This window comes from Paenibacillus sp. FSL H8-0034, from assembly GCF_038000305.1.
Lineage (GTDB): Bacteria > Bacillota > Bacilli > Paenibacillales > NBRC-103111 > Paenibacillus_S.
In genome coordinates, this window is sequence record NZ_JBBOBS010000001.1 from 2,932,063 (window position 1) to 2,952,088 (window position 20,026).

The 20,026-nt window shown below is 47.0% G+C and carries 19 protein-coding genes; 13 read left to right on the forward strand and 6 right to left on the reverse strand.

Translation table 11 applies throughout. The features are described from left to right. The first annotated feature begins 162 nt into the window (after positions 1 to 162). Complete coding sequence (locus NST47_RS13115) at positions 163 to 693, forward strand: type 1 glutamine amidotransferase domain-containing protein (RefSeq protein WP_341155555.1); 531 nt, start codon at positions 163 to 165, stop codon at positions 691 to 693. A gap of 72 nt (positions 694 to 765) precedes the next feature. On the opposite strand, the gene NST47_RS13120 is transcribed toward NST47_RS13115, so the two are convergent. From NST47_RS13120 to NST47_RS13130, 3 genes are read right to left on the reverse strand one after another with little or no spacing between them, the layout of a single operon-like run. Next, positions 766 to 1,923: a Ger(x)C family spore germination protein gene (locus NST47_RS13120; protein WP_341155556.1), complete on the reverse strand. Its 1,158-nt coding sequence runs from the start codon at positions 1,921 to 1,923 to the stop codon at positions 766 to 768. Continuing rightward, positions 1,920 to 3,338: a spore germination protein gene (locus NST47_RS13125; RefSeq protein WP_341155557.1), complete on the reverse strand. Its 1,419-nt coding sequence runs from the start codon at positions 3,336 to 3,338 to the stop codon at positions 1,920 to 1,922. Before NST47_RS13125 ends, NST47_RS13120 begins: the two co-directional genes overlap by 4 nt. Positions 3,339 to 3,364: 26 nt before the next feature. After that, entirely contained in the window at positions 3,365 to 4,459 is a 1,095-nt protein-coding gene (locus NST47_RS13130) for a GerAB/ArcD/ProY family transporter (protein ID WP_341155558.1), read from the reverse strand. Positions 4,460 to 4,659: 200 nt separating this feature from the next. On the opposite strand from NST47_RS13130, the gene NST47_RS13135 reads away from it, so the two are divergent. Then, positions 4,660 to 5,034 carry a DNA/RNA helicase gene (locus NST47_RS13135; RefSeq protein ID WP_341155559.1) on the forward strand — a complete coding sequence of 125 codons (375 nt, stop codon included), beginning with the start codon at positions 4,660 to 4,662 and terminating at the stop codon, positions 5,032 to 5,034. A 159-nt stretch (positions 5,035 to 5,193) separates the two neighbouring features. Here the strand turns inward: NST47_RS13135 and NST47_RS13140 are convergent, their stop codons facing one another. Further along, positions 5,194 to 5,373, reverse strand: a complete 180-nt coding sequence (locus NST47_RS13140; protein ID WP_341155560.1) for a hypothetical protein — start codon at positions 5,371 to 5,373, stop codon at positions 5,194 to 5,196. A 180-nt stretch (positions 5,374 to 5,553) separates the two neighbouring features. Between NST47_RS13140 and NST47_RS13145 the strand changes: the two genes are divergently transcribed. From NST47_RS13145 to NST47_RS13155, 3 genes are read left to right on the forward strand one after another with little or no spacing between them, the layout of a single operon-like run. Then, positions 5,554 to 6,612, forward strand: a complete 1,059-nt coding sequence (locus NST47_RS13145) for an ABC transporter substrate-binding protein (RefSeq protein ID WP_341155561.1) — start codon at positions 5,554 to 5,556, stop codon at positions 6,610 to 6,612. 28 nt (positions 6,613 to 6,640) lie between these two features. Then, positions 6,641 to 8,395, forward strand: coding sequence for an ABC transporter permease (locus NST47_RS13150; protein ID WP_341155562.1), 1,755 nt, complete (start codon positions 6,641 to 6,643; stop codon positions 8,393 to 8,395). Then, on the forward strand, positions 8,392 to 9,459 hold the full coding sequence (locus tag NST47_RS13155; protein WP_341155563.1) for an ABC transporter ATP-binding protein: 1,068 nt from the start codon (positions 8,392 to 8,394) through the stop codon (positions 9,457 to 9,459). Before NST47_RS13150 ends, NST47_RS13155 begins: the two co-directional genes overlap by 4 nt. A gap of 95 nt (positions 9,460 to 9,554) precedes the next feature. On the opposite strand, the gene NST47_RS13160 is transcribed toward NST47_RS13155, so the two are convergent. Further along, positions 9,555 to 9,920, reverse strand: coding sequence for a c-type cytochrome (locus NST47_RS13160; RefSeq protein ID WP_341155564.1), 366 nt, complete (start codon positions 9,918 to 9,920; stop codon positions 9,555 to 9,557). Between the two features lie 153 nt (positions 9,921 to 10,073). Between NST47_RS13160 and NST47_RS13165 the strand changes: the two genes are divergently transcribed. The 4 genes from NST47_RS13165 to NST47_RS13180 all read left to right on the forward strand — a co-directional run bounded on the left by NST47_RS13165 (position 10,074) and on the right by NST47_RS13180 (position 13,680). Continuing rightward, entirely contained in the window at positions 10,074 to 10,847 is a 774-nt protein-coding gene (locus NST47_RS13165; RefSeq protein ID WP_341155565.1) for a gluconate 2-dehydrogenase subunit 3 family protein, read from the forward strand. A gap of 42 nt (positions 10,848 to 10,889) precedes the next feature. After that, a complete protein-coding gene (locus tag NST47_RS13170; RefSeq protein WP_341155566.1) occupies positions 10,890 to 12,611 on the forward strand; it encodes a GMC family oxidoreductase in 1,722 nt (573 codons plus the stop codon). Between the two features lie 45 nt (positions 12,612 to 12,656). Further along, a complete protein-coding gene (tatC, locus tag NST47_RS13175) occupies positions 12,657 to 13,385 on the forward strand; it encodes a twin-arginine translocase subunit TatC (protein WP_341155567.1) in 729 nt (242 codons plus the stop codon). A gap of 91 nt (positions 13,386 to 13,476) precedes the next feature. Next, positions 13,477 to 13,680, forward strand: a complete 204-nt coding sequence (locus tag NST47_RS13180) for a twin-arginine translocase TatA/TatE family subunit (RefSeq protein WP_341155568.1) — start codon at positions 13,477 to 13,479, stop codon at positions 13,678 to 13,680. A 101-nt stretch (positions 13,681 to 13,781) separates the two neighbouring features. Here NST47_RS13180 and NST47_RS13185 read toward each other — a convergent pair whose 3' ends face one another. Next, the gene (locus NST47_RS13185; protein ID WP_341155569.1) at positions 13,782 to 15,341 is read right to left on the reverse strand and encodes a choice-of-anchor I domain-containing protein; all 1,560 of its coding nucleotides are present in this window, start codon (positions 15,339 to 15,341) and stop codon (positions 13,782 to 13,784) included. Positions 15,342 to 15,552: 211 nt separating this feature from the next. Here NST47_RS13185 and NST47_RS13190 point away from each other — a divergent pair, with 211 nt between their 5' ends. From NST47_RS13190 to NST47_RS13205, 4 genes are all read left to right on the forward strand, one after another. Then, positions 15,553 to 17,091 (forward strand): bifunctional GNAT family N-acetyltransferase/carbon-nitrogen hydrolase family protein, encoded by a 1,539-nt coding sequence (locus NST47_RS13190; RefSeq protein WP_076228154.1) that lies wholly within the window; start codon positions 15,553 to 15,555, stop codon positions 17,089 to 17,091. Between the two features lie 33 nt (positions 17,092 to 17,124). After that, positions 17,125 to 18,000 (forward strand): carbon-nitrogen hydrolase family protein, encoded by an 876-nt coding sequence (locus NST47_RS13195; protein ID WP_341155570.1) that lies wholly within the window; start codon positions 17,125 to 17,127, stop codon positions 17,998 to 18,000. Between the two features lie 87 nt (positions 18,001 to 18,087). Then, positions 18,088 to 18,957, forward strand: a complete 870-nt coding sequence (locus NST47_RS13200; RefSeq protein ID WP_341155571.1) for an AraC family transcriptional regulator — start codon at positions 18,088 to 18,090, stop codon at positions 18,955 to 18,957. Between the two features lie 66 nt (positions 18,958 to 19,023). After that, the gene (locus NST47_RS13205) at positions 19,024 to 20,025 is read left to right on the forward strand and encodes a Gfo/Idh/MocA family protein (RefSeq protein WP_341155572.1); all 1,002 of its coding nucleotides are present in this window, start codon (positions 19,024 to 19,026) and stop codon (positions 20,023 to 20,025) included. Position 20,026: the final 1 nt, after the last annotated feature.

Here is a 20,026-nt window from a genome sequence, read left to right on the forward strand (position 1 = left end):
TAAATTGTCGAAGTAATGACCTTCAAAACGATTTACCAGGAACTGCCTACAGTATACCATAACACCCCTAAGTGGAATCAACCGTTGATTAATAGCTGGAGGAATAGGGTAAAATGACATAGGCTTTAACAACATTCCCATTACTGAAAGGAGACGTTGATTATGGCAAGAGTAGCATTTTTGTTGGGACCCCAATTTGAGGATAGTGAGATGCAGCAGCCATATGAGGCTGTGCGCAAAGCTGGACATGACACGGTTATTATCGGATTAAAAGCTGGTGAGAAATTGGAGGGCAAGCAGAAGAAGGCCGCCTATGTGAGCGAGAAGGCTGCCAAGGATGCGGATCCGGCAAGCTTTGACGCTGTTGTGATTCCCGGAGGCTCCTCCCCAGAGCAGCTCAGGCTCGATCCCGACATCCAGTCATTCGTCCGGGAGATCGATAAGCAGGGCAAGCCGATATCCGCCATATGTCATGGACCGCAAATTCTGATCAGCGCCAAGCTGACCCAAGGACGTACGATGACGAGCTACCCGCCTCTACAGGATGATCTGACCAACGCAGGAGCAAATTTTAAGGATGCCGAGGTTGTGGTTGATCGCAATTTTATAACGTCGCGTACACCTAAGGATGAGCCTGCATTTATAAGGGAAACACTGAAAGCCCTTGAAGCTGTCAAAACCGTTCGAGTCTAATGAAGCATACCAAAAGCCGATCCTCCTGTAAGCTGGGTAGGGTCGGTTTTTTTGATTGGAGGATGTGCTAGCTTAACCCAAACCTGGCTCAATCTCGAAAATAAAATTGGTATGGTCAATCCGGCAATGGGCCGTGACCGTGAATGGGGACGTAGCGTAGATATCGTTCCATGAAGCTTGCATTTTTTTCCAATACTTAGGATAGCTGCGATGAATCTTTTCTCCGATACCGAGCAAATCAACCTTGTGTTTTTGGGAATAGCGGATATATTGCTGTACGTCGCCGGCGATTGCCTTATTTAGCTTTTTTTCCAGCTCAAGGATGATCTCGGGATTGATTTCGGCACCCTTACACTCATACCCGGTAATATTCAAGGTCGCATAAATATCAATATGAGTTTTTGGTTTCAGGGTGGCATCGACAACTGGCTTTATAACGCTTTTGTTGCTGACGTTTTCAAATGTGATGGTTTGATTGGGTCCGCAGGAAAGGGTTTCTACAGTGCTCTCCATCTTGTTCAAGGCACGCATGTAGCCCTTGGTTTCCGGTGTGCTCATAAGACTGATGAGCCGCTCGTCCTGAAAAGCATATAGACCCGTAGCTTGCAGCTGCTGCTTATTATTTTGTAAGGGGTCCTTCTCAACCTGGAGTGCAGGTATAGTCAAATCATGGGTGCGGTTAACCAGCCCTTTATAAACATCAATCAAACTCGTTTGCTGCGTTAACGCGGTGCTCTTCTCACCCTGTGACAAACCTCTCAGAACTTGTGAAAAAATCGGCCCCTTCGGCTGGGACACCTGCAAGACTTCATAAGCATGTCCTTCCGTCACATAGAGCAGCGTGGAATTGCGGAACTGCTTTAACCGGCGCAAGGCTTCTATATGCTTGTTAATTCCATTTTTCGCGGCTGCCTTGCTGAACAGGATGACTGCCGTATGTCCCCAGAGCAGCGTTCGATCCGACTTGGTCCTCATCAATCGGGCTGCCTCGAACAAGCCATTCCCTTCAGAAGAAAGAAAAAAAGTACCGTTATGCATTCCTTTTGGCTGCTGTCCACTAGGTGATAGCTCCGCTATTTCGGCTGTTAGCCTTATTAATCCCTTATTTCCTTCGTCAATGGCAATTGAATGGACCAGGTGCAAATCGTTCAACTCCATATTGCCTCTACAGCCTGAGCTGATCAGGCATATGCCCAGTATAACCGCTAACCTCCATGTCCCATGCTTCATCTTTTTTTACCATTGAAGCGGGTTCGGTTAATGGGCCTGAACATGCTCGGACGCTTATAGTTGACGGAATGGGGTCTCCGAATAATGACATCGGTCAATTGATCCATATCAAACGGCGCAGCAGGTCCCAAATAAGGAACGCCGAATGAACGAAGAGAAGCCAAGTAGGTTAGCAGCATAATAATCCCTACCATAATCCCAACGTAGCCTAACAGGAAAGCAAACAGCGTCATGGCAAACTGGAGAATACGAATCGTGTAATTCATTGCCGTAGGTGGAAGTGTAAAGGTGCATATCCCTGTTAATGCCGCGATAATGACCATGATCGGAGAAACAATACCGGCCTGAACAGCGGCTTGCCCCAAGATAAGGGCACCGACAATACTGACAGCCTGCCCGATCTGCTTGGGCATCCGAACTCCGGCTTCACGCATAATCTCAAAAGCAAACATCATCATTAAGCTTTCTAGCACCGCGGGAAAAGGTACGGGTTCTTTTGCCGCTGCTATGCTTTGCAATAAAGGAGTTGGCACGAGTTCGTGGTGATAAGTAACCGTAGCCACATAAAAAGCGGGAAGGATCAAGCCGAGAAAGCCGCAAAATAAGCGGAGCAAGCGAACACAGGAGCCGATATAAAAATTCCAGTTATAGTCTTCGCTTACTTGAAACGCCTGCAGGAATACAAACGGCAGCAAAATGACAAAAGGTGTTCCTTGAGCCACAACGGCGATTCTTCCATCGAGCAAAGCGCCAATGACCCGATCGGGTCTTTCTGTTGACTCTACTAAAGGAAATAAGGTATATGGGTTATCAATAATCCACTCCTCGACATAATTGCTGCTCAAAATAGCATCTATCGGGATTTCACCAATTCTGAGGTGCAGCTCATTCAGAATGTCGGGATTTGTGATTTGACTGACTGAGAGGATAGCCAGGGTCATTTTGCTTAAATAACCGACTTTCCGGTATTCGACCTTCAGATCTGTTGATGGAAAATGAAATCGAACCAATGCAATATTATTATGCAACGATTCTGTAAACCCGCTTCGTGGTCCTTTCACCGTAGATTCACTGTCGGGTTCATTCACATTTCGCAGCTGAACACCAAATGTAGCTATAGCGATTCCATATGCCTCAGCTGGAATAAGCAGTACCGTTAACCCCGAAACGAGTTGTTCGGCAGCATCCTCAATGGTGTATACCTTGGACTCTTTTTGAAAAGCGCGCAGCATCTCCTTATTTTCTTTAAACAGCGTCAACATCTTCTCGAGCTTTTTGGAGTCGGTCATTCCTTCCAGATAACACACCGTTATGGCTTGCCCGTCATCCATAGATAAGTCAGCCATAATCAGATCTTCAGTATGCTGAAGCTGATCCAGCAGCCATTGCTTATTATCCGACATATTGTCCGTCAATGCGGTTTTGTTCGTTTGTATGAGGCTCACCCACTTTTAAAGACTTTTAGTTTCAACAGGGCTGCTGCTAACAGCAGGGTAGGAATGAATAATTGAAAGGATACAAAATACCAGGCCTGTTTATCATAGATGGCCGCTAATTCGATAAGGCCCCATACTTTGTATTTGGAGCATATGACAAATCCGATAGCCATAGGTACGATGAACATGCGAGGGTGTTGAATGCGCAGTAAATCCGTGATTCCCTGCAGGGCTGACCAGAAATAAACCGTAATCTTGATGAAAGAGCTCATCACCCATACCGCAATAAGTACAGCATCGAATCGTTCAATATTGGTAAAGATTCGTATGTTTTGTATGAGACTGATGCTGGGGTATGTAAAAGTTGATGTCGTTCTCCAACCAAATATCAACGTGCAGGCCATGACCGAGAACAGCAGTATACAGGCAATCAGTCCAACCGCACCTACTGCGTAATAAGAGGTTTGTGGAGTCTTGCGAACATGCTTGAGAATCATGGAAATAAACATCAAATCACCATACCAGGAAACGGCAACTATCAGACCCTTCAAAGGCTGAATGAATCCTTTCTCCAAGATGGGAAGCAGATATTCGGGATGATACTGATTGACCAATAACAGATAAATGCCTAGAAATGTGAAAAGAATCACAATGAAAATAATTTCAGATATACGAGCAAATACCTCAAGGCCATGATAAACGGCATAAGAGCACATAATTGCACAGGCGATCATGTACCATACTTGTGGGGTTGTAGGATCAAGGGCAATAATAAAAAATTGAGAAAACTCACGAAGTGTCCATGTCGATACGTCTATAAAATAAAAAATAATAAGGGCAGCGACCAAACTGCCGATCCATCGTCCTAACAGGGAAACACTGATTGTTATCATATTTTTACCGGGAAATAAACGGTCCAGCCATACAAATACAAATATGTTGAACAATCCAATGGCGCCACCCACCAATATTAAATACCAGGAGTCGCGTTCCGCATAGTGGGCAAGCGCTGCTGGAGCGTATAAGCTTGAGGCCCCAATGGTCGAGATCACAACTAATGCCAGCATTTGATGATTGGTAATCATAACTCGGCGTTCCATATCGGACCTTCCTTTCCATTGATTATAAGTATGCTCACTCATTAATGAAATCATCCAGCTCCAGGACCCGATCCAGATTGTGATGACTTACTGCTCTGCTGCCAAGCCAATGACGACGGCATACCCGAATAACAGGCTGATTTTGGGAAAAGCTAACTTTGGTATATATGGATTTTAAGAAGAAAGAGGGAGACTTGTCTATGAGTTCTGTACCTATTGTGTTTCGATTCCAAGACGACGGGGCGGCTGCCTTGGCTTATGATACGTTATTGGAAATCGGTTATCATGCTCATCAGGATGAACAAGAAGGTCAATGGATCGTTCAAGTGTTTGTGGATCACAGTGAGCTGACTTCTGCTTTGGAAATTGCGCAAGCTCATGGTGGGGAATTGCTGTTATTGGACGAAGGCACTACAGGGGATGAAGACGATGACAGTGGCGTATTCACTGGCGGTGATTTAACGGATGCAGCCGGAGGACAGCTGTTCAATACGGCCTATGGACTGGATATGATTTCGATTCCGGCTCATCTCGTCAATGAGGACGAGGTTGCAGATACAACAGCTTCCGACTGATGAAACCTTATATTTACGCGTACATCCTGTCAGCTATTTGGTTTCTGCTTGTGATCCTGTACTTGCCTCACAGTAAAGGCTATGAAATGATCGCCAGCAAGAACTGGAGCTTCGTGGTTATGGATCTCTTACTGATAGCTCCTGTGCTCATTTTCCTTGCTATTGCAGAGCGCTTCTGTCGTACTGCAAAGAAATCCGATTCGCAGCAGAAATCATCAGGTCCATAAAAAAACGATAACGGGAGCTTGGTGTCACACTGCCGATTTGTCTGGATGAGCATACAAATTTATATAAGAACAGCAGCTTCTCATGTACCTGTGACTTGGTTTCTACCATCATACGAATTCCTCCTGTAAAAGAATGGCTTATAGCATAGCTACAAGTTCTTCAGATAAAGTAGGGGGAATTCTGAAGATTTTCTTAAGAATTTACAAAACTATCAAGCTTGTATGATCTTGCGTTAATAGTGTAGCTGTACAATAAGGTGAAATATAGCACAAAAGAGGAGAGATACCGATAATGCATAAAGGTAAATGGATCACAATGAGTCTCGCCTGCATCATGGTTTGGACGATCAGCGGCTGCGGCACCTCGCCAACCAATACAGACAAGTCCGCCTCTCAGGCAGTGTCTGCCGGAGTAGCGGAGACGAAAACGGCTGTAGCGGGCAAGCTGAATTTTTACACCTCCCAGCCTGAAGAAGATGTGACAAAGCTGATCACAGCTTTCAATAAAAAGTTTCCTGAGGTGAAGGTGGAAACGTACCGATCCGGGACGGAAGAGGTTATCGCCAAGCTGCAGGCAGAGAATCAGGCAGGTAAAGTCCAGGCCGATGTGCTGCTGGTTGCAGATTCCGTAACCTTCGAGGCGCTTAAACAGCAGAAGCTGTTAAAATCGTATAAATCGCCAGAGCTGGCCAAAATCCCAAAAGGATTTGCCGATCCGGATGGAATGTATCAAGGTACCAAAATTTTAGCGACGGTGCTCGCTGTTAATACACAAAAAGTAAAAACGCTGCCTACTTCTTGGAAGGTGTTGACGGAAGCGGCCATCAAAGGCGCAGCGATTATGCCAAGTCCATTGTATTCGGGAGCGGCTGCTTATAATGTTGGCGTGATGACAAGGACGAATGAATTTGGCTGGGACTTTTTCAAGCAGCTTAAAACAAGCGAAATCTCTGTAGTCAAGGGTAACGGGGCTGTTCTTAAGGAAGTAGCAACAGGCGCCAAGTCATATGCTATGGTGGTAGATTATTTAGTGCCGCGTGAGAAAAAGAAGGGTTCTCCGGTTGAGCTTATTTATCCGACGGAGGGAGTGCCGGTTATTACGGAGCCGATTGGTATTCTGAGCAGCACGGCTAATGAAAAAGCGGCGCAGGCACTGGTCGATTTTGTACTATCCGAAGACGGTCAGAAGATCTCCGCAGAAATCGGGTATACACCGCTGCGTGAGGGTATTAAAGCGCCGGATGGCTTAAAATCGTTCTCCGAGATGAAGGTGTTATCCGGTGATCTGGCTAAATTGGTAGAAGCGCGCGATCAGGATAAAAAAGCATTCACGGACATATTCGGACAATAAAGCTAATGAAGGACGCGTGTACACAGATATGAATACAAATCTTGAGCAGACAGGGCTTCATAAGAACGGTTCAAGGGCCGATAAGGCTCCGACCCGATTGGGCTCCCGTGTCTGGCTGCAACGGATCGCTCTTGGATTAGGTTTCGTTACTGTCATTCTGCTGTTTCTGTTCCCTATCATAAAGCTGATGGCGTTGAGCTTTGTGCACAAAACAGGAACGGGGCTTGGTGTATACTTGGATCTGTTGGGTGAGGCAAGAACATGGAAAACGATGGAATCGACTTTAATCATCATCAGTGGTTCGACGCTGGTTGCAATCATTTTAGGTATAGGCCTTGCATGGTTAATTGCCTATAGTAACTTGTCACATAAATCATGGCTTCACTTGATTGTCATGCTGTCATTTATTATGCCTTCTTATGTCGTTACATTGGCCTGGACTTCATTTACAGGCGTACAGGGGCCGATAGCCGAATTTCTGCATCTGTTTTCCGAGGATCTGAAGCCGTGGAGCATGTACAGCTACGGGGGAATTATATTTGTCATGGGTATCCATCATTATCCGCTTGTGTATTTGCTGACGGTTGGTGTGCTCAGGCGAATACCGCGAGAGCTGGAATGGGCAAGCCGCGCAGGTGGAGCCGGCCGATGGGCGACATTTCGCACGATCACGCTGCCGCTGGCCATTCCGGGTATAGCAAGCGGTGGTCTGCTCGCTTTTCTGGCCAGCCTGGACAACTTTGGGATCCCAGCCTTCCTGGGAATTCCAGCTAATATTACGGTATTAAGTACGCTGATTTATGAGCAGGTAGTCGGATTTGGACCCAGTGCGTTTGCAAGAAGCTCTGCGCTGGCTGTCCTTCTGGGAATTGTCGCCTTGGTCGGAACTTCAATACAATGGTTTGTTCAACGCTCCTACAAGACATCGGAAACGGCCTGCGAGGACATGGTGCCGCGGTTTCAGTTAGGTAAAAGAACAGGGCTGTGGACGGGGCTCGTCTGGCTGTTTCTGGGCGTGATTACTTTTTTGCCGTTAATCTCGATGCTGATGTATTCCTTAAAGAAAGCCTATGGACTCCCATTTAGCTGGAATAATACGACATTCGATCATTTCCGTTTCGTCCTGTGGGAGAACGCCAAGGCGTACCATGCGATTGGCAATAGCTTCACATTAGCGTTGGTCACCTTAATCGTCTGTATGATATTGGGAACTGCCTTTGCGTACTATCGGCTGCAACGGTCTACGCTGCTGGTAAAAGGAATGGATCTGGTGATCAGCCTGCCCTATGCACTTCCGGGCATTGTGTTCGGCTTAGCGATGATTCTTACCTGGATGGAGCCGATTCCAGGCTGGAATCCGGGAATTTACGGCAGTGTGGCGATTTTGTTCATTGCTTATATGATCCGTTTCATGACGCTGCAGGTGCGCAGCAGCATGACGGCTTTTCAGCAGATCGATGCTTCAGCGGAGGAAGCCGCCCGGATTTCAGGTGCAGGGTGGAGCAGCGTATGGCGTAAAATTCTCCTTCCTCTGACGCTGCCGGGGATACTGGCCGGAGCACTGCTGGTGTTCTTGTCCGCTTTGACGGAGCTAACGGTTTCCTCGTTGCTATGGTCGTCAGGATCGGAAACGATTGGTGTCGTTATTTTTAATTTTGAGCAGGCAGGCAGCACGAATTATTCAACTGCATTGTCGTGCGTCATTGTGGCCCTGATTATGATATTGATGATTCTGCTGCAGGCTGTGAAGTGGACAGCCCAAAGAAAGGGAGGCGCATTGTGAATACGGAAATCATTCGTGTAACGAAGCATTTCGGATCGCAGGAGGTATTGAAGGGGATTGATCTGCAGATTCAATCGGGAGAATTTGTCGCTATTTTGGGGCCGTCTGGCTGTGGCAAAACGACACTGCTGCGGCTTATGGCAGGCTTCGATCATACAACCGATGGGGAGATCCGGATTGCCGGGAGAACAGTCGACGGCAACGGGCATAATGTTCCGCCTGAGCACCGGAATATCGGTATGGTGTTTCAATCCTTTGCGCTGTGGCCGCACCTGAGTGTCAAGGAGCATGTCCGTTTTCCATTGCGTCATCAAAGCAACAAGGCTGCTTTACCACGTGCGAATGAGCTATCACGCATCTCCGAGGTATTGGAAATGGTTGGTCTGACACAGCTGGCAGACCGGATGCCGCATGAGCTGTCCGGCGGACAAAAGCAGCGGGTTGCCTTTGCCCGTGCAGTCGCAGCCAAACCGAGCTTGCTGCTGATGGATGAGCCGTTATCGAGCCTGGACGCGATGCTGCGCCTGGAGATGCGTCGGGAAATTCAAAGCCTTCACCGTCGCAGTCAAGCCTCGATTGTTTATGTGACACATGATCAGGGAGAAGCCTTGGCGATGGCGGATCGCATTGTAGTGATGAATGAGGGTCGGATTGAGCAGATCGGAACTCCGCAGGACGTGTACCTGCGGCCGCAAAGCAGCTTTGTGGCCCGATTCGTAAGCAAAGCCAATCTGGTTGAAGGCAGCTGGGACGGAGCCGTTTTTCATCCGAGAAGCGACAATGTGGCTGCACCTGCATGGGCTGGAAATGAGGTTTCAGGGGAGATCAAAGCCAGCGGTTTGTTTCCGGTCAGACCTGATCAGTTTTTGATGCAAAGAGATGGCAGGGAGCGAACAGATCGACCTGGATTGCCCGGACAAATCGTCAATGTGCAATATCAAGGCAAAGAAATTCATTATGCGGTTAACGTGAACGGGCATACCTGGGAAGTGCATACAGGATTTACGGAGCCCTTCGAGGTAGGCGAGCGGGTACAGGTTGCCTTGAAACAGCAGGCTGTATAAATGAGCTCAATAGCAGCATAAGCATTCCAAAAGCAAGAGCCGTTTCCTGGAACGAACAGGGAACGGCTTTTTGTGTGCGATGTTCAATGGAATGCTTATTTTTTATCGGCCAGCCAGGTCGCAAGCGCACCGATTTCAGTATCTGTGAGCTTGCCTTTAAAGCTGGGCATGGCCCCTTTTCCGTTATTCAATATTGTGGCAAGCTGGTCCTTGGAATATTTGGCGCCGACCTTTTGCAAGCTGGGTCCAACGGCGCCCTCCAGTGCATTACCGTGACAGCTTACACAGTTTTGCTTATAAATCGCACTAGCATCCGCAGTGCTACCGCCACCCGTAGTTGATCCAGCTCCCTGATTGGCTGCTGGCGGCGTTGGGGTACTTGGTGGTGCAGAGCTTTTCGATCCACAGGCGGATAGCGAAATAGAAAGCAGCAGGGTGACACAGACAAGTGATTTGTTCATAGGGAATTCCTCCTTAGGGTTGGTTCTGGTTTCAGCTATTTTGTGAAAAACAGTTTGTTTGCATAAAATGTCCGTCCGGTGATCAAAATATACGCAACGTCCATTTATTACAAAATGAAGCTCAATAATCCAATCCAAAAGGAGATTGATATCATGGAAGAAAAGGATACAGAACGTCCATCAAACGATTCGCGCCGACGTTTTTTGAAATATTCCGGAGCTGCTATCGGTGGGGTCGTTGTGGGTGGAGTGCTGACCAAGGCGCTCACCGGCGGATTTACCAAGCCCTCAGAGACTCCTGCCCCAGCACCTGCAACTGGCACTGAAGCCTCAGCGATTGATTACAATCAGGCTCCGATGTTTTTTGATCAGACTCAGCTTCAGCTGACGGAAGCAGCAGCAGAATGTATTTTCCCCAAGGATGAGCTTGGTCCGGGAGCTACAGAACTGGGTGTTGCCTTCTACATAGATCATCAGATGTCCAGCCGCTGGGGCGTGAACGCCCGCGAATATCGGATGGGCCCATTTGTTAAGGGGGAAGTGACTCAGGGCGATTATCAAAGTATTCGACGTAATGAGCTGTTTACAATGGGTTTGCAATCGTTGGAGGAAGCCAGCCAGAAAAAATATTCAAAAGGTTTTGTGGATCTGGCCGAGGAGGAGAAGATCGACATTCTCACGATGATGGAAAAAGGAGAAATCATGGTTGTAAATGGGGTCACGGGTAAAACCTTTTTCAACATGCTGCGCACTTTAACGATAGAAGGTGCCTATTCCGATCCGGTATATGGTGGCAACAAAAATATGATGGGTTGGAAAATGCGCAAATATCCGGGCAATCAAATGAGCTACACGGAAATTATGGACAAGGACCAATTCGTCTTGATGGAGCCAAGAAGCTTACGGAACCATTTTGTTACCCATTAAATCAATAACAGAGCAGTCAACCATAGAAAGTGAGGAAATTAAATGGCTACAGTATTGCCAAAGGTTCCGGTAGTGATCGTGGGCATGGGATTTCTGGGCGGAATTATTGCCGCGGAATTGACCAAGGAGGGCGTCAAGGTTGTCGGGTTGGAGCGCGGGAAACCTCGGAGCACCAAGGATTATTATATGGTGCATGATGAGCTGCGTTATTCACAGCGGTATGAGATGATGCAGGATTTATCCAAGGAAACGATTACGTTTCGCAACACCGAAAAGGTTGCAGCTGTGCCGATGAGAGAATATGGCTCCTTCCTGCTCAGTGAGGGGCTCGGGGGTGCAGGGGTTCACTGGAATGGACAAACGTATCGGTTCCTACCCTATGATTTTGAAATCTATAGCAAAACAGTAGAAAAATATGGTAAAAATAAAATTCCGGCAGGGATGACGATCCAGGATTGGGGTATTACCTATGATCAAATGGAACCGTACTTTGATAAATTTGAGAAGATGGCCGGCATATCCGGTGACCCCGAACAAAATCCGCTTGTAGGCAAAAGAACCAATCCTTTTCCAACCAAGCCGATGATTCGGACACCAGTGCTCAAATTATTTGAAGAGGCCTCGAAGAAGCTGGGTTATCACCCCTACATGATGCCATCTGCTAATCTTTCCGAGCAGTATACGAATCCTGACGGTATCACACGGGCTGCCTGTCAATACTGCGGCTACTGTGAACGATACGGCTGTGAATACGGGGCCAAAGCGGATCCGGTGGTGACAGTCCTACCAGTAGCTCAAAAAACCGGCAATCTGGATCTTCGATCCTACTCGAATGTAATTCAAATTTTGAATGACGGCAAGAAGGCCACTGGAGTCGTCTATGTGAATACGCTCACTGGGGAGCAATTTGAACAGCCGGCAGACGTGGTGATCATGGCAAGCTACGTGTTCAATAATGTTCGTCTGCTGCTGACTTCCAAGCTGGGCAAACCCTATGATCCTGTTTCGGGAACAGGGGTAATCGGCAAAAACTACGCTTATCAAACAAACGGAGGAGCAGCTACCGGATTTTTTGATGATCGAGAATTCAATTTGTATGCAGGGGCCGGATCACTCGGCATCGAAGTGCCTGATTTCAATGGAGACAACTTTGATCATACAAATCTTAATTTTATTCATGGAGCAGGTATCCGGATTTCCCAGACAGGGCTTCGACCGATAGCAACCAATTCCGTACCCAAGGGAACTCCATCGTGGGGAAAAGAATTCAAGAAACAATCGATCAAATATGCCAATAGTGTGCTGGCGGTATCTCCGCAGGGAAGCAGTATGCCTTGGAAGCATCATTATCTTGACCTGGACCCTACGTATAAGGATGCGTACGGACTACCCTTGATTCGGGTGACCTTTGACTTTGAGGATCAGGATCGTGAGATGATTAAATTCGTCGCAGGTAAATCGGCGGAAATTATGAAAGAAATGAAACCAACGACAATGGGGTCGGCGGATCAATTAGGGCCTTACAACATAGTCCCTTATCAGTCGACTCATAATACAGGAGGAGCGATTATGGGAGCTGACCCGTCCACTTCTGCTGTTAACTCTTACTTGCAAATGTGGGATCACGAAAATATATTCGTTGTCGGGGCATGCGCATTTCCGCATAACAGCGGCTATAATCCTACAGGAACCGTTGGCGCACTCGCATATCGGGCGGCAGAAGGGGTCTCTCAGTATATAAAAAAAGGCGGATCTCTGGTGTGAGTACACGGAGTCTGCAATCTAGCTTCTAATGGGGGTGGGGATCGGATGGAAATGGAGGACTGGGTACTGCATTTGGCGGAGATCAGGAAGCGGCTCATTATCGTCGGTTCTTGGTTTATCGCCGCACTCTGTGTAGGACTTTACTTGTCGCCGAGTATTTTACGTTACATCAAATCACAGCCTACAGCGAGCGGAATTGAATGGAATGTATTCTCATTTACGGATGGGCTGCTCATTTATATGAAATGTGCTTTGCTGTTTGCTCTGCTGTTCGCGGTGCCTATCATATTGCATCAGCTGTGGGGGTTCGTGAAACCAGGGCTTACAGAGGCTGAGGCCAGAAGCACCTTGCCTTACATTCCTGCGGCGTTTGTACTGTTTTTAGCTGGAGCTGCCTTTGGCTACATGGTTGTGTTCCCGATGATGCTGCATTTTATGAAGACCATGAACGTGACGATTGGTGCTGTGGAAACGTATGGTATCGACCGCTACTTTTCGTTTTTATATGAAATTGTGTTTCCGATGGCGGTAGCCTTTGAGATGCCAGTGGTGCTGATGTTTCTTACCAAATTGGGACTGCTGACACCCGAGCGGTTAAAAATGACACGAAAATATGCCTATATCACCCTGGCCATTGTAGGCTCGTGCATTTCGCCACCGGATATGATTTCCCACTTATCGGTAACCGTTCCTTTGTTCCTGCTGTTTGAAATCAGTGTATTCGTTTCAGGCAGGCAGTGGCGGGCCATGCAGCATACGCCGACGAACAGCTAAGGAAGTCTGTACCGCAGCAAAGAATGCATACATAGGAGCCTTCACCATTCCGAAAGGCTCCTGATCATCAAAGCAAGAAAGGAGAATCCATATGTTTAACAATATTGGTGTTTCAGGCTTAGTGTTAATTCTGGCTATCGCTCTGATCGTGTTTGGTCCCTCCAAGCTGCCGCAGCTCGGCAGAGCCTTCGGGGACACACTCCGCGAATTCAGGAATTCTACGCGCAGCATCGTAGAGGATGAGGAATCTGCTGACAAAGCTTCCATCAAGAACGAAACGACAAAACTGTTGTAAAGCCGGCTCATGGTTGAGTAGCGTGGAATAAATAAATACACCTCTCAAATCCCACTTAAATTGTGGTTTGGAGGTGTATTCGTTGTTATTGGGAATAACAATTATTTACCTTGGTAGAAAGTAAGAGTTCCAGCTACTTCATCAGCGCTGACGAACAGGTTGCGTCCGCCAACCTTGTGAATACCCTCAGGTGAAGTTCCGGAAGGAAGCAGGCCCAGATAATTTGGTTTCTTGGGATCGGTTACCTCGAAAAACAGAATCACGTTTGCGCGTTCAGCAGCTACCGCCATGATTTGCTTGCCGTTCACTTCGGCGATAGTCAGGTTTTCAACCTCGCTGCTGCGATTACCGCTGCGGCTTTCTGGGTAAAGACCTACTAGAGCGGCAGATTGATCGATGAGTTCCATGCTGTCATAGATCACATTTCCATCTAAATCCCAGCCCATCACATTGCGTCCGCCCGAGCGAACGCCATCCTTGAATTCGTCTTTGCCCAGATCGCCTTCATTGGCAGTGAATAGGTACTTACCGTCAGCTGTAAAGGCGATACCATCCGGCTCAGGACGTGCAGTCAGCTCTTCAGTGATCGACACGATGTCATCTGTTTTTAAATCGGCTTTATGTTTGGTAACACCAAGCGAGAAAATTTTGGTAATCGCTTTTTTGTTCAGATCCACAATGGCAATTGCATTGTTTTCCTGCAAAGTGATTGCGGCTGTGGAGCTGTCCGGACTGATCGCTACATATTCAGGCTGAGGATCATGAGGGTAGATAGCTCCTTTAACAGTGGATAAATCTATTTTAAGGTCGGTAAGCTCTCCTTTGGTAACGTCTCCGCCTGCAAAGCTGATGATTGCGATCGAGCCTGGACGTTTGGCGTTTTTATAATCGATTTCGTCCTTCGCTACATCAATTTCTTCATCTTCAATCGCAATGACCGCATATTTGCCGTCTTTGGATATTACTATACTGTCAGGTCCGATGCCAACCTCATAGGACTTAACGATGCTATACGTATTTAAATCGACTGCGGCAACTATACCTTTGTTGGCATTCGTTACATCATCACCTGTGCGGATAGCAGCCAATGCATATTTGCCATCAGGAGTTACGGCCACACTGGTAACGGTCGCTTTATCAGAAAGGCTTTTGAAGCTGACTTGCTTCAAGATACTAACCTTAGTCACATCTTCAATATTCAAAATGCTGATACTGCCCAGATCATCCTCGGTAACGACCAAACGTTTACCATCCGGTGTGGATGAAGCGATCTCGGCTTTGCCACCCGGCATTTTGAAGGTGCTGGCCACCTCGTAGCCGGTTTTGTTTTGTTCTGCAATTGCAACCTGTTGAATAGACTGGAAGGTCTCAGGTGAGATTTGCATCAAGGAATCAACCAGATAAGGCTTTTTATTTAATTTGAACAGCTTGCCCTGGAGTGTCGCTTCATCGGAATCGAGCTTGAGCACAGCCTGTACGCTGCCGACCGCGATTTGTACACTGCGATCCTTTTCGTTCCAGGTCAGCTTGCCCTGCATGTTTTCAAACGTTTTTCGTACAGGTACATCCTTTGTTTCCGCAAAAGCCGTAGCGGCTGTCAGACTTGTGATCAATAAGGCGCCTGCGGTCATGCTGGTCAATAGTTTACTGCTGCGTTTCATGGATACACCTCTTCATCAGAATAATGACAATATGCATAGTATAAGAGGCCATTGTAAAGAGAACGTTATGAAAATATAAATAAACTGTAAATATAAATCACCATTTTCCAGGATGTTAATTGTTTACATTACGTTTACACACACTAAATATTTAGATAGTACTTCCTATATATAATGATTAAAGACCATATTGAAAGAGTGGAGAGTCTATATGACCAAAGGTGATATTTCGCAATTTGAAAAGAAGATCATTATCCGTAATATTGTGCGTGCCGACTTTGAAAATATTATCGAGCTGCAAAACGTCTGTTTTCCGAATATGCTCCCTTGGAAAATTGAACAGCTGGAAAGCCATATCCGCATATTCCCGGAGGGGCAAATCTGTGTCGAATATGATGGAATTATAATCGGTTCGTGCTCCAGCCTGATCGTCAACTTCGATGAATATTTGGAGCAGCATACCTATGCGGAAATTACGGATAAAGGATACATACGTACACACAATCCATTAGGCGGAAATTTGTACGGCATGGAGGTCATGGTCCACCCGGATTACCGTCGTATGAAGATAGGCAGACGTTTGTATGAAGCACGGAAGCGGTTGGCCGAGGAGCTGAATCTGAAAAGCATTATTGTAGGCGGACGTATTCCGCTCTATCATAAATATAGCGATAAAATGTCGCCAAGAGCATATGCCGAAGAGGTATTGCAGCAAAATATTTATGATCCCGTGCTGACCTTCCAGATGATGAACGGCTTCACGTTGAAACGGATCATTACGAACTATTTGCCCGATGATCAGGAATCGATGACCTATGCGACACTGCTGGAATGGAACAACATTGAGTATAAACCGAAGATCTCCAAGATCCATTACAAAATGTCATTTCCCGTGCGGGTATGTGTTGTTCAATACATGATGAAGAAAATCGAATCGTTTGAGGAGTTTGCTACCCAATGCGAGCATTATGTGGATGTGGCCTCGGATTATAAATCAGACTTTGCCGTATTTCCGGAAAATGTGACCATGCAGCTATTATCCTTCCTGGAGGAGCGCTCACCCAGCTTGGCTGTCCGCAAATTGACCGAATTCACACCGAATTATGTGGAGCTCTTTTCCGATCTGGCTGTGAAATATAACGTCAATGTTATCGGAGGTTCGCACTTCTTGGAAAAAAATAATCGTATCTATAATGTGGCCCATTTATTTCGCCGCGACGGGACGATAGCCCAGCAGTATAAGCTGCATATTTCCCCTAACGAACGCAAGTGGTGGGGAATCAACGGTGGCAACCGGTTGGAAGTATTCGATACGGATTGCGGTAAAATTTCGATCCAGCTCAGCAGTGATATTGAGTACCCTGAGATTTCACGCATTGTTGCTGAAGAAGGGGCGCAAATTATTTTTGTACCGTATTGTACGGAGGACCGCCAAACCTTTTTACGCGTCAAATATTGTGCCCAGGCGAGAGCAATTGAAAATCAAATGTTCGTTGTGACCGCTGGCACAGTAGGCAATCTGACGCATGTTGAAAATATCGATATCCAATACGCCCAATCCGGCATTTATACACCATCCGACTTCTCCTTCCCCCGTGACGGTGTGGCCGCAGAGTGCAGTGAAAATACGGAAACGGTTATTATGGCCGAGATCGATCTGGAGGTACTGCAGCGTTACAGAAAAACGAAGGAAGTTTTGACGATTGGGGATCGACGAACCGATATTTATTCGCTGCAAATTCGTTCCTAATTCGTTTTTCTATTGTGAAGGAGTTACGCCACTATGACAACACTGAAAATTGCTACGATTCAATACGGTTTGACCGACATTCATTCCGCTGAGCATTACTGGGAGCTGATGGCCGAGAAGCTGCAGGAGGCAGTCAGGCAGGAGGCGGAGCTGGTAGTTTTACCGGAATATGTGACGGCACACTTGCTGTCGCTTGTTCCAGCTATGGATAATGAGGATGCGTGCCGGTATTTGGACAGCTTTACGACCGTCTATCGTGATTTCTTTCAGCGCCAAAGTAAAGAAACCGGTATGGTGATTGCCGCCGGCAGTCATATTTGTCAGGAAGCAGACGGGTATGTGAACACGGCATTTATGTTCTTTCCTGATGGCCGGGTGGAGACGCAAAATAAATTTCATCTTACCCCTGAGGAAAAGCATCGCTGGCTGCTGAAAGGTGGAGATTCACTTAATATCATTCATACCCGTTGGGGCAAAGCGGCGATCTTAACCTGTTACGATATCGAATTTCCCGAGATTGCACGAATTGCTGCAGCCAGAGGCGTAGAGCTGATCCTGTGTCCCTCTTATACGGATTCTGCGGCGGGATATCATCGTGTCCGGCATTGCTGCCAGGCACGTGCCGTTGAAAATCAATTGTTCGTGGCACTAAGCGGGATCGTCGGCTCCTTGCCCGTGGGTCGTCCCCAAATCGATGAGGGCCATTGTCAGGCGGGAGTATTTGCACCATGCGATGTTCCTTTTCCCAATGATGGAATCTTGATGTCCGGGCGGTTGAACGAAAATATGGCCGTATATACGATTGTCGATTTCTCCGAGCTTGACAAAAACCGCAAGCATGGCGTCGTTGCTCCCTTCTATGACCGCAGGCCGGATTTATATGAGCGGGAAGAGAAGGCGAGAGTATAATTAGAAAAAACTTGATAATAAGGTCCTCCCCAACTATGATGGAATCAATAACGCTTTGAACCTTTATAGGCTTACAGGAGGACCCGCATGCGTAAGGAAAAAATGGATTTGGACCACGCCTTTCCCATCGACATGGCCAGAAGAACGATCCGAGCCAATACGGTCACCAAGCATTGGCATCCGTTTGTGGAGCTTGGATATTGCATCGACGGCGAAGGCTGGTTCCATATTAATGATGAAACCTACCCCGTACGCCCTGGTGATGTATTTGTAGTGAATCAGACACAGCCTCATATCGCCAACTGCGATCCGGACAAAATGTGCCGGTTTCTTTTTATATATTTCCGACCTTCCATATTGGAAACGAGTGAGCCTGAGCTGCTGCTGCCCTTTAACTCCAAGTCTTTTGTCATACGCAATCAGATTGTAGGCCATCTGCCGATAGCGCAGGAGATTGGTCGGTTGATGCTGGGCATGGGGGAGGAATTGGAGCAGAAGCAAATCGGCTATAAAAGCTATGTGGTTGGGGCACTGCAGCAAACATGTGCTCTGCTTGCCCGCTATTATCGGTCACTGCTGAGCGAGCAGGAATGGAATGTGACGTTAACTTCATTTAACAGGATATTCCCGGCGCTGCAATTTATTAAGGAGCATTATACCGAAACGATTCATCTGGAGGATGTAGCCGCACATATTTCGCTAAGCCCGTCCCGCACCTATCATTTATTCAAAGAGATTATTGGAGACGGTTTCAAGGAGTATTTAATTAAAATGCGCGTGAAGGAAGCGCAGCGGCTGCTGATTGGCAGCGATATTCCGGTTACCGATGTATTTCTGCAAAGCGGATTCCCGAATCACGCTTCTTTTTATCGTTCGTTTCAGCAGCTTGTGAAGATGACACCAAGGCAGTACAGGTCAAGTGTAGGTGCCACAGCGGATTTTATGAATTTTCCATAGGTTATATTGAAGCTTCGACCCCTTTTTGATTATACACTGTTAGTAAGAAAAGGAGTCGATTCAGATATGGAGACTAAGCTCAAAATAGGAATTGTCGGCTGTGGCCGCCACATGTTCGAATTTATGTACAATACGTTAAGATGGGCCAAGCCGGTATCGGTTGTAGCGGCATGTGACATCGATGAGGGACGATTGGACAAGTTCACAGGTCATTATAATATCCCCAAGCGCTATACCGATTTTCGTGAAATGTTCGAAAAGGAGCCGTTGGATGCCATCATTTGCGTCATTAATCCACAGATGCATTATGAGGTGGCGAAGGCTGCTATGCTGTCGGGCATTGATGTACTGGTCGAGAAAACACCTTGCCTGAATACAGCTCAGGCCGAAGAGCTCCTGCACATTCAGGAGCAGACGGGACGTATCACGATGGTAGGCTTCAACCGCAGATTTACCTCCTCGTATGTGATGGCGAAGCAAATTGCGCACCGTCCGGAGTTTGGCGGGATTCATATGTTCCAGTCACAATTTAATGCATCACCCTATAAATCCGATGCCGAATTCAAGCTGAGTCACATTATCCATCATTTTGATCTGGCCCGTTTTATATTGGGAGAGATTGAATTGACGCATGCGCAGCGAATCAGCTTGGATGAAACGATTGGGCATACCCAGGTGGGGTATACGATTTCGTTCCGTACAGAAGGGGGCGCAATCGGTTCGATCCAGTCTGCTTCCATTCTCGATGAAATGTATCCGATGGAGCGGCTGGAGCTTCTGGGCAACAAACAAAATATTGTTGTGGATAATATTCGTAATTTGGTTTATAACCGTCCCCAGGGATATCGCAGGGATCATTATAAGCCCTATGACCTGGTGGACGGTGGAGACGCACTTGTTTGGAATTCCAGTCTGGGCCTGTATCCGCGGTTTTCGTATTATGGTTATGAGGATCAAATGGTGTATTTTATAGACTGCCTCATGAACGGTAAGAAGCCGGAGCCTAACTTTGCGGATACAGTTCGTACGATGCGGCTGCTTGATGATCTCGACAGACTGCTCGGCTAGC

Coding starts and splice junctions, on each gene's coding strand:
- NST47_RS13185 (WP_341155569.1), bottom strand. CDS start 15,341: ATGAAACGCAGCAGTAAACTATTGACCAGCATGACCGCAGGCGCCTTA.
- NST47_RS13190 (WP_076228154.1), top strand. CDS start 15,553: ATGACCAAAGGTGATATTTCGCAATTTGAAAAGAAGATCATTATCCGT.
- NST47_RS13140 (WP_341155560.1), bottom strand. CDS start 5,373: ATGATGGTAGAAACCAAGTCACAGGTACATGAGAAGCTGCTGTTCTTA.
- NST47_RS13115 (WP_341155555.1), top strand. CDS start 163: ATGGCAAGAGTAGCATTTTTGTTGGGACCCCAATTTGAGGATAGTGAG.
- NST47_RS13160 (WP_341155564.1), bottom strand. CDS start 9,920: ATGAACAAATCACTTGTCTGTGTCACCCTGCTGCTTTCTATTTCGCTA.
- NST47_RS13130 (WP_341155558.1), bottom strand. CDS start 4,459: ATGGAACGCCGAGTTATGATTACCAATCATCAAATGCTGGCATTAGTT.
- NST47_RS13195 (WP_341155570.1), top strand. CDS start 17,125: ATGACAACACTGAAAATTGCTACGATTCAATACGGTTTGACCGACATT.
- NST47_RS13180 (WP_341155568.1), top strand. CDS start 13,477: ATGTTTAACAATATTGGTGTTTCAGGCTTAGTGTTAATTCTGGCTATC.
- NST47_RS13165 (WP_341155565.1), top strand. CDS start 10,074: ATGGAAGAAAAGGATACAGAACGTCCATCAAACGATTCGCGCCGACGT.
- tatC (WP_341155567.1), top strand. CDS start 12,657: ATGGAAATGGAGGACTGGGTACTGCATTTGGCGGAGATCAGGAAGCGG.
- NST47_RS13150 (WP_341155562.1), top strand. CDS start 6,641: ATGAATACAAATCTTGAGCAGACAGGGCTTCATAAGAACGGTTCAAGG.
- NST47_RS13200 (WP_341155571.1), top strand. CDS start 18,088: ATGCGTAAGGAAAAAATGGATTTGGACCACGCCTTTCCCATCGACATG.
- NST47_RS13205 (WP_341155572.1), top strand. CDS start 19,024: ATGGAGACTAAGCTCAAAATAGGAATTGTCGGCTGTGGCCGCCACATG.
- NST47_RS13170 (WP_341155566.1), top strand. CDS start 10,890: ATGGCTACAGTATTGCCAAAGGTTCCGGTAGTGATCGTGGGCATGGGA.
- NST47_RS13135 (WP_341155559.1), top strand. CDS start 4,660: ATGAGTTCTGTACCTATTGTGTTTCGATTCCAAGACGACGGGGCGGCT.
- NST47_RS13145 (WP_341155561.1), top strand. CDS start 5,554: ATGCATAAAGGTAAATGGATCACAATGAGTCTCGCCTGCATCATGGTT.
- NST47_RS13120 (WP_341155556.1), bottom strand. CDS start 1,923: ATGAAGCATGGGACATGGAGGTTAGCGGTTATACTGGGCATATGCCTG.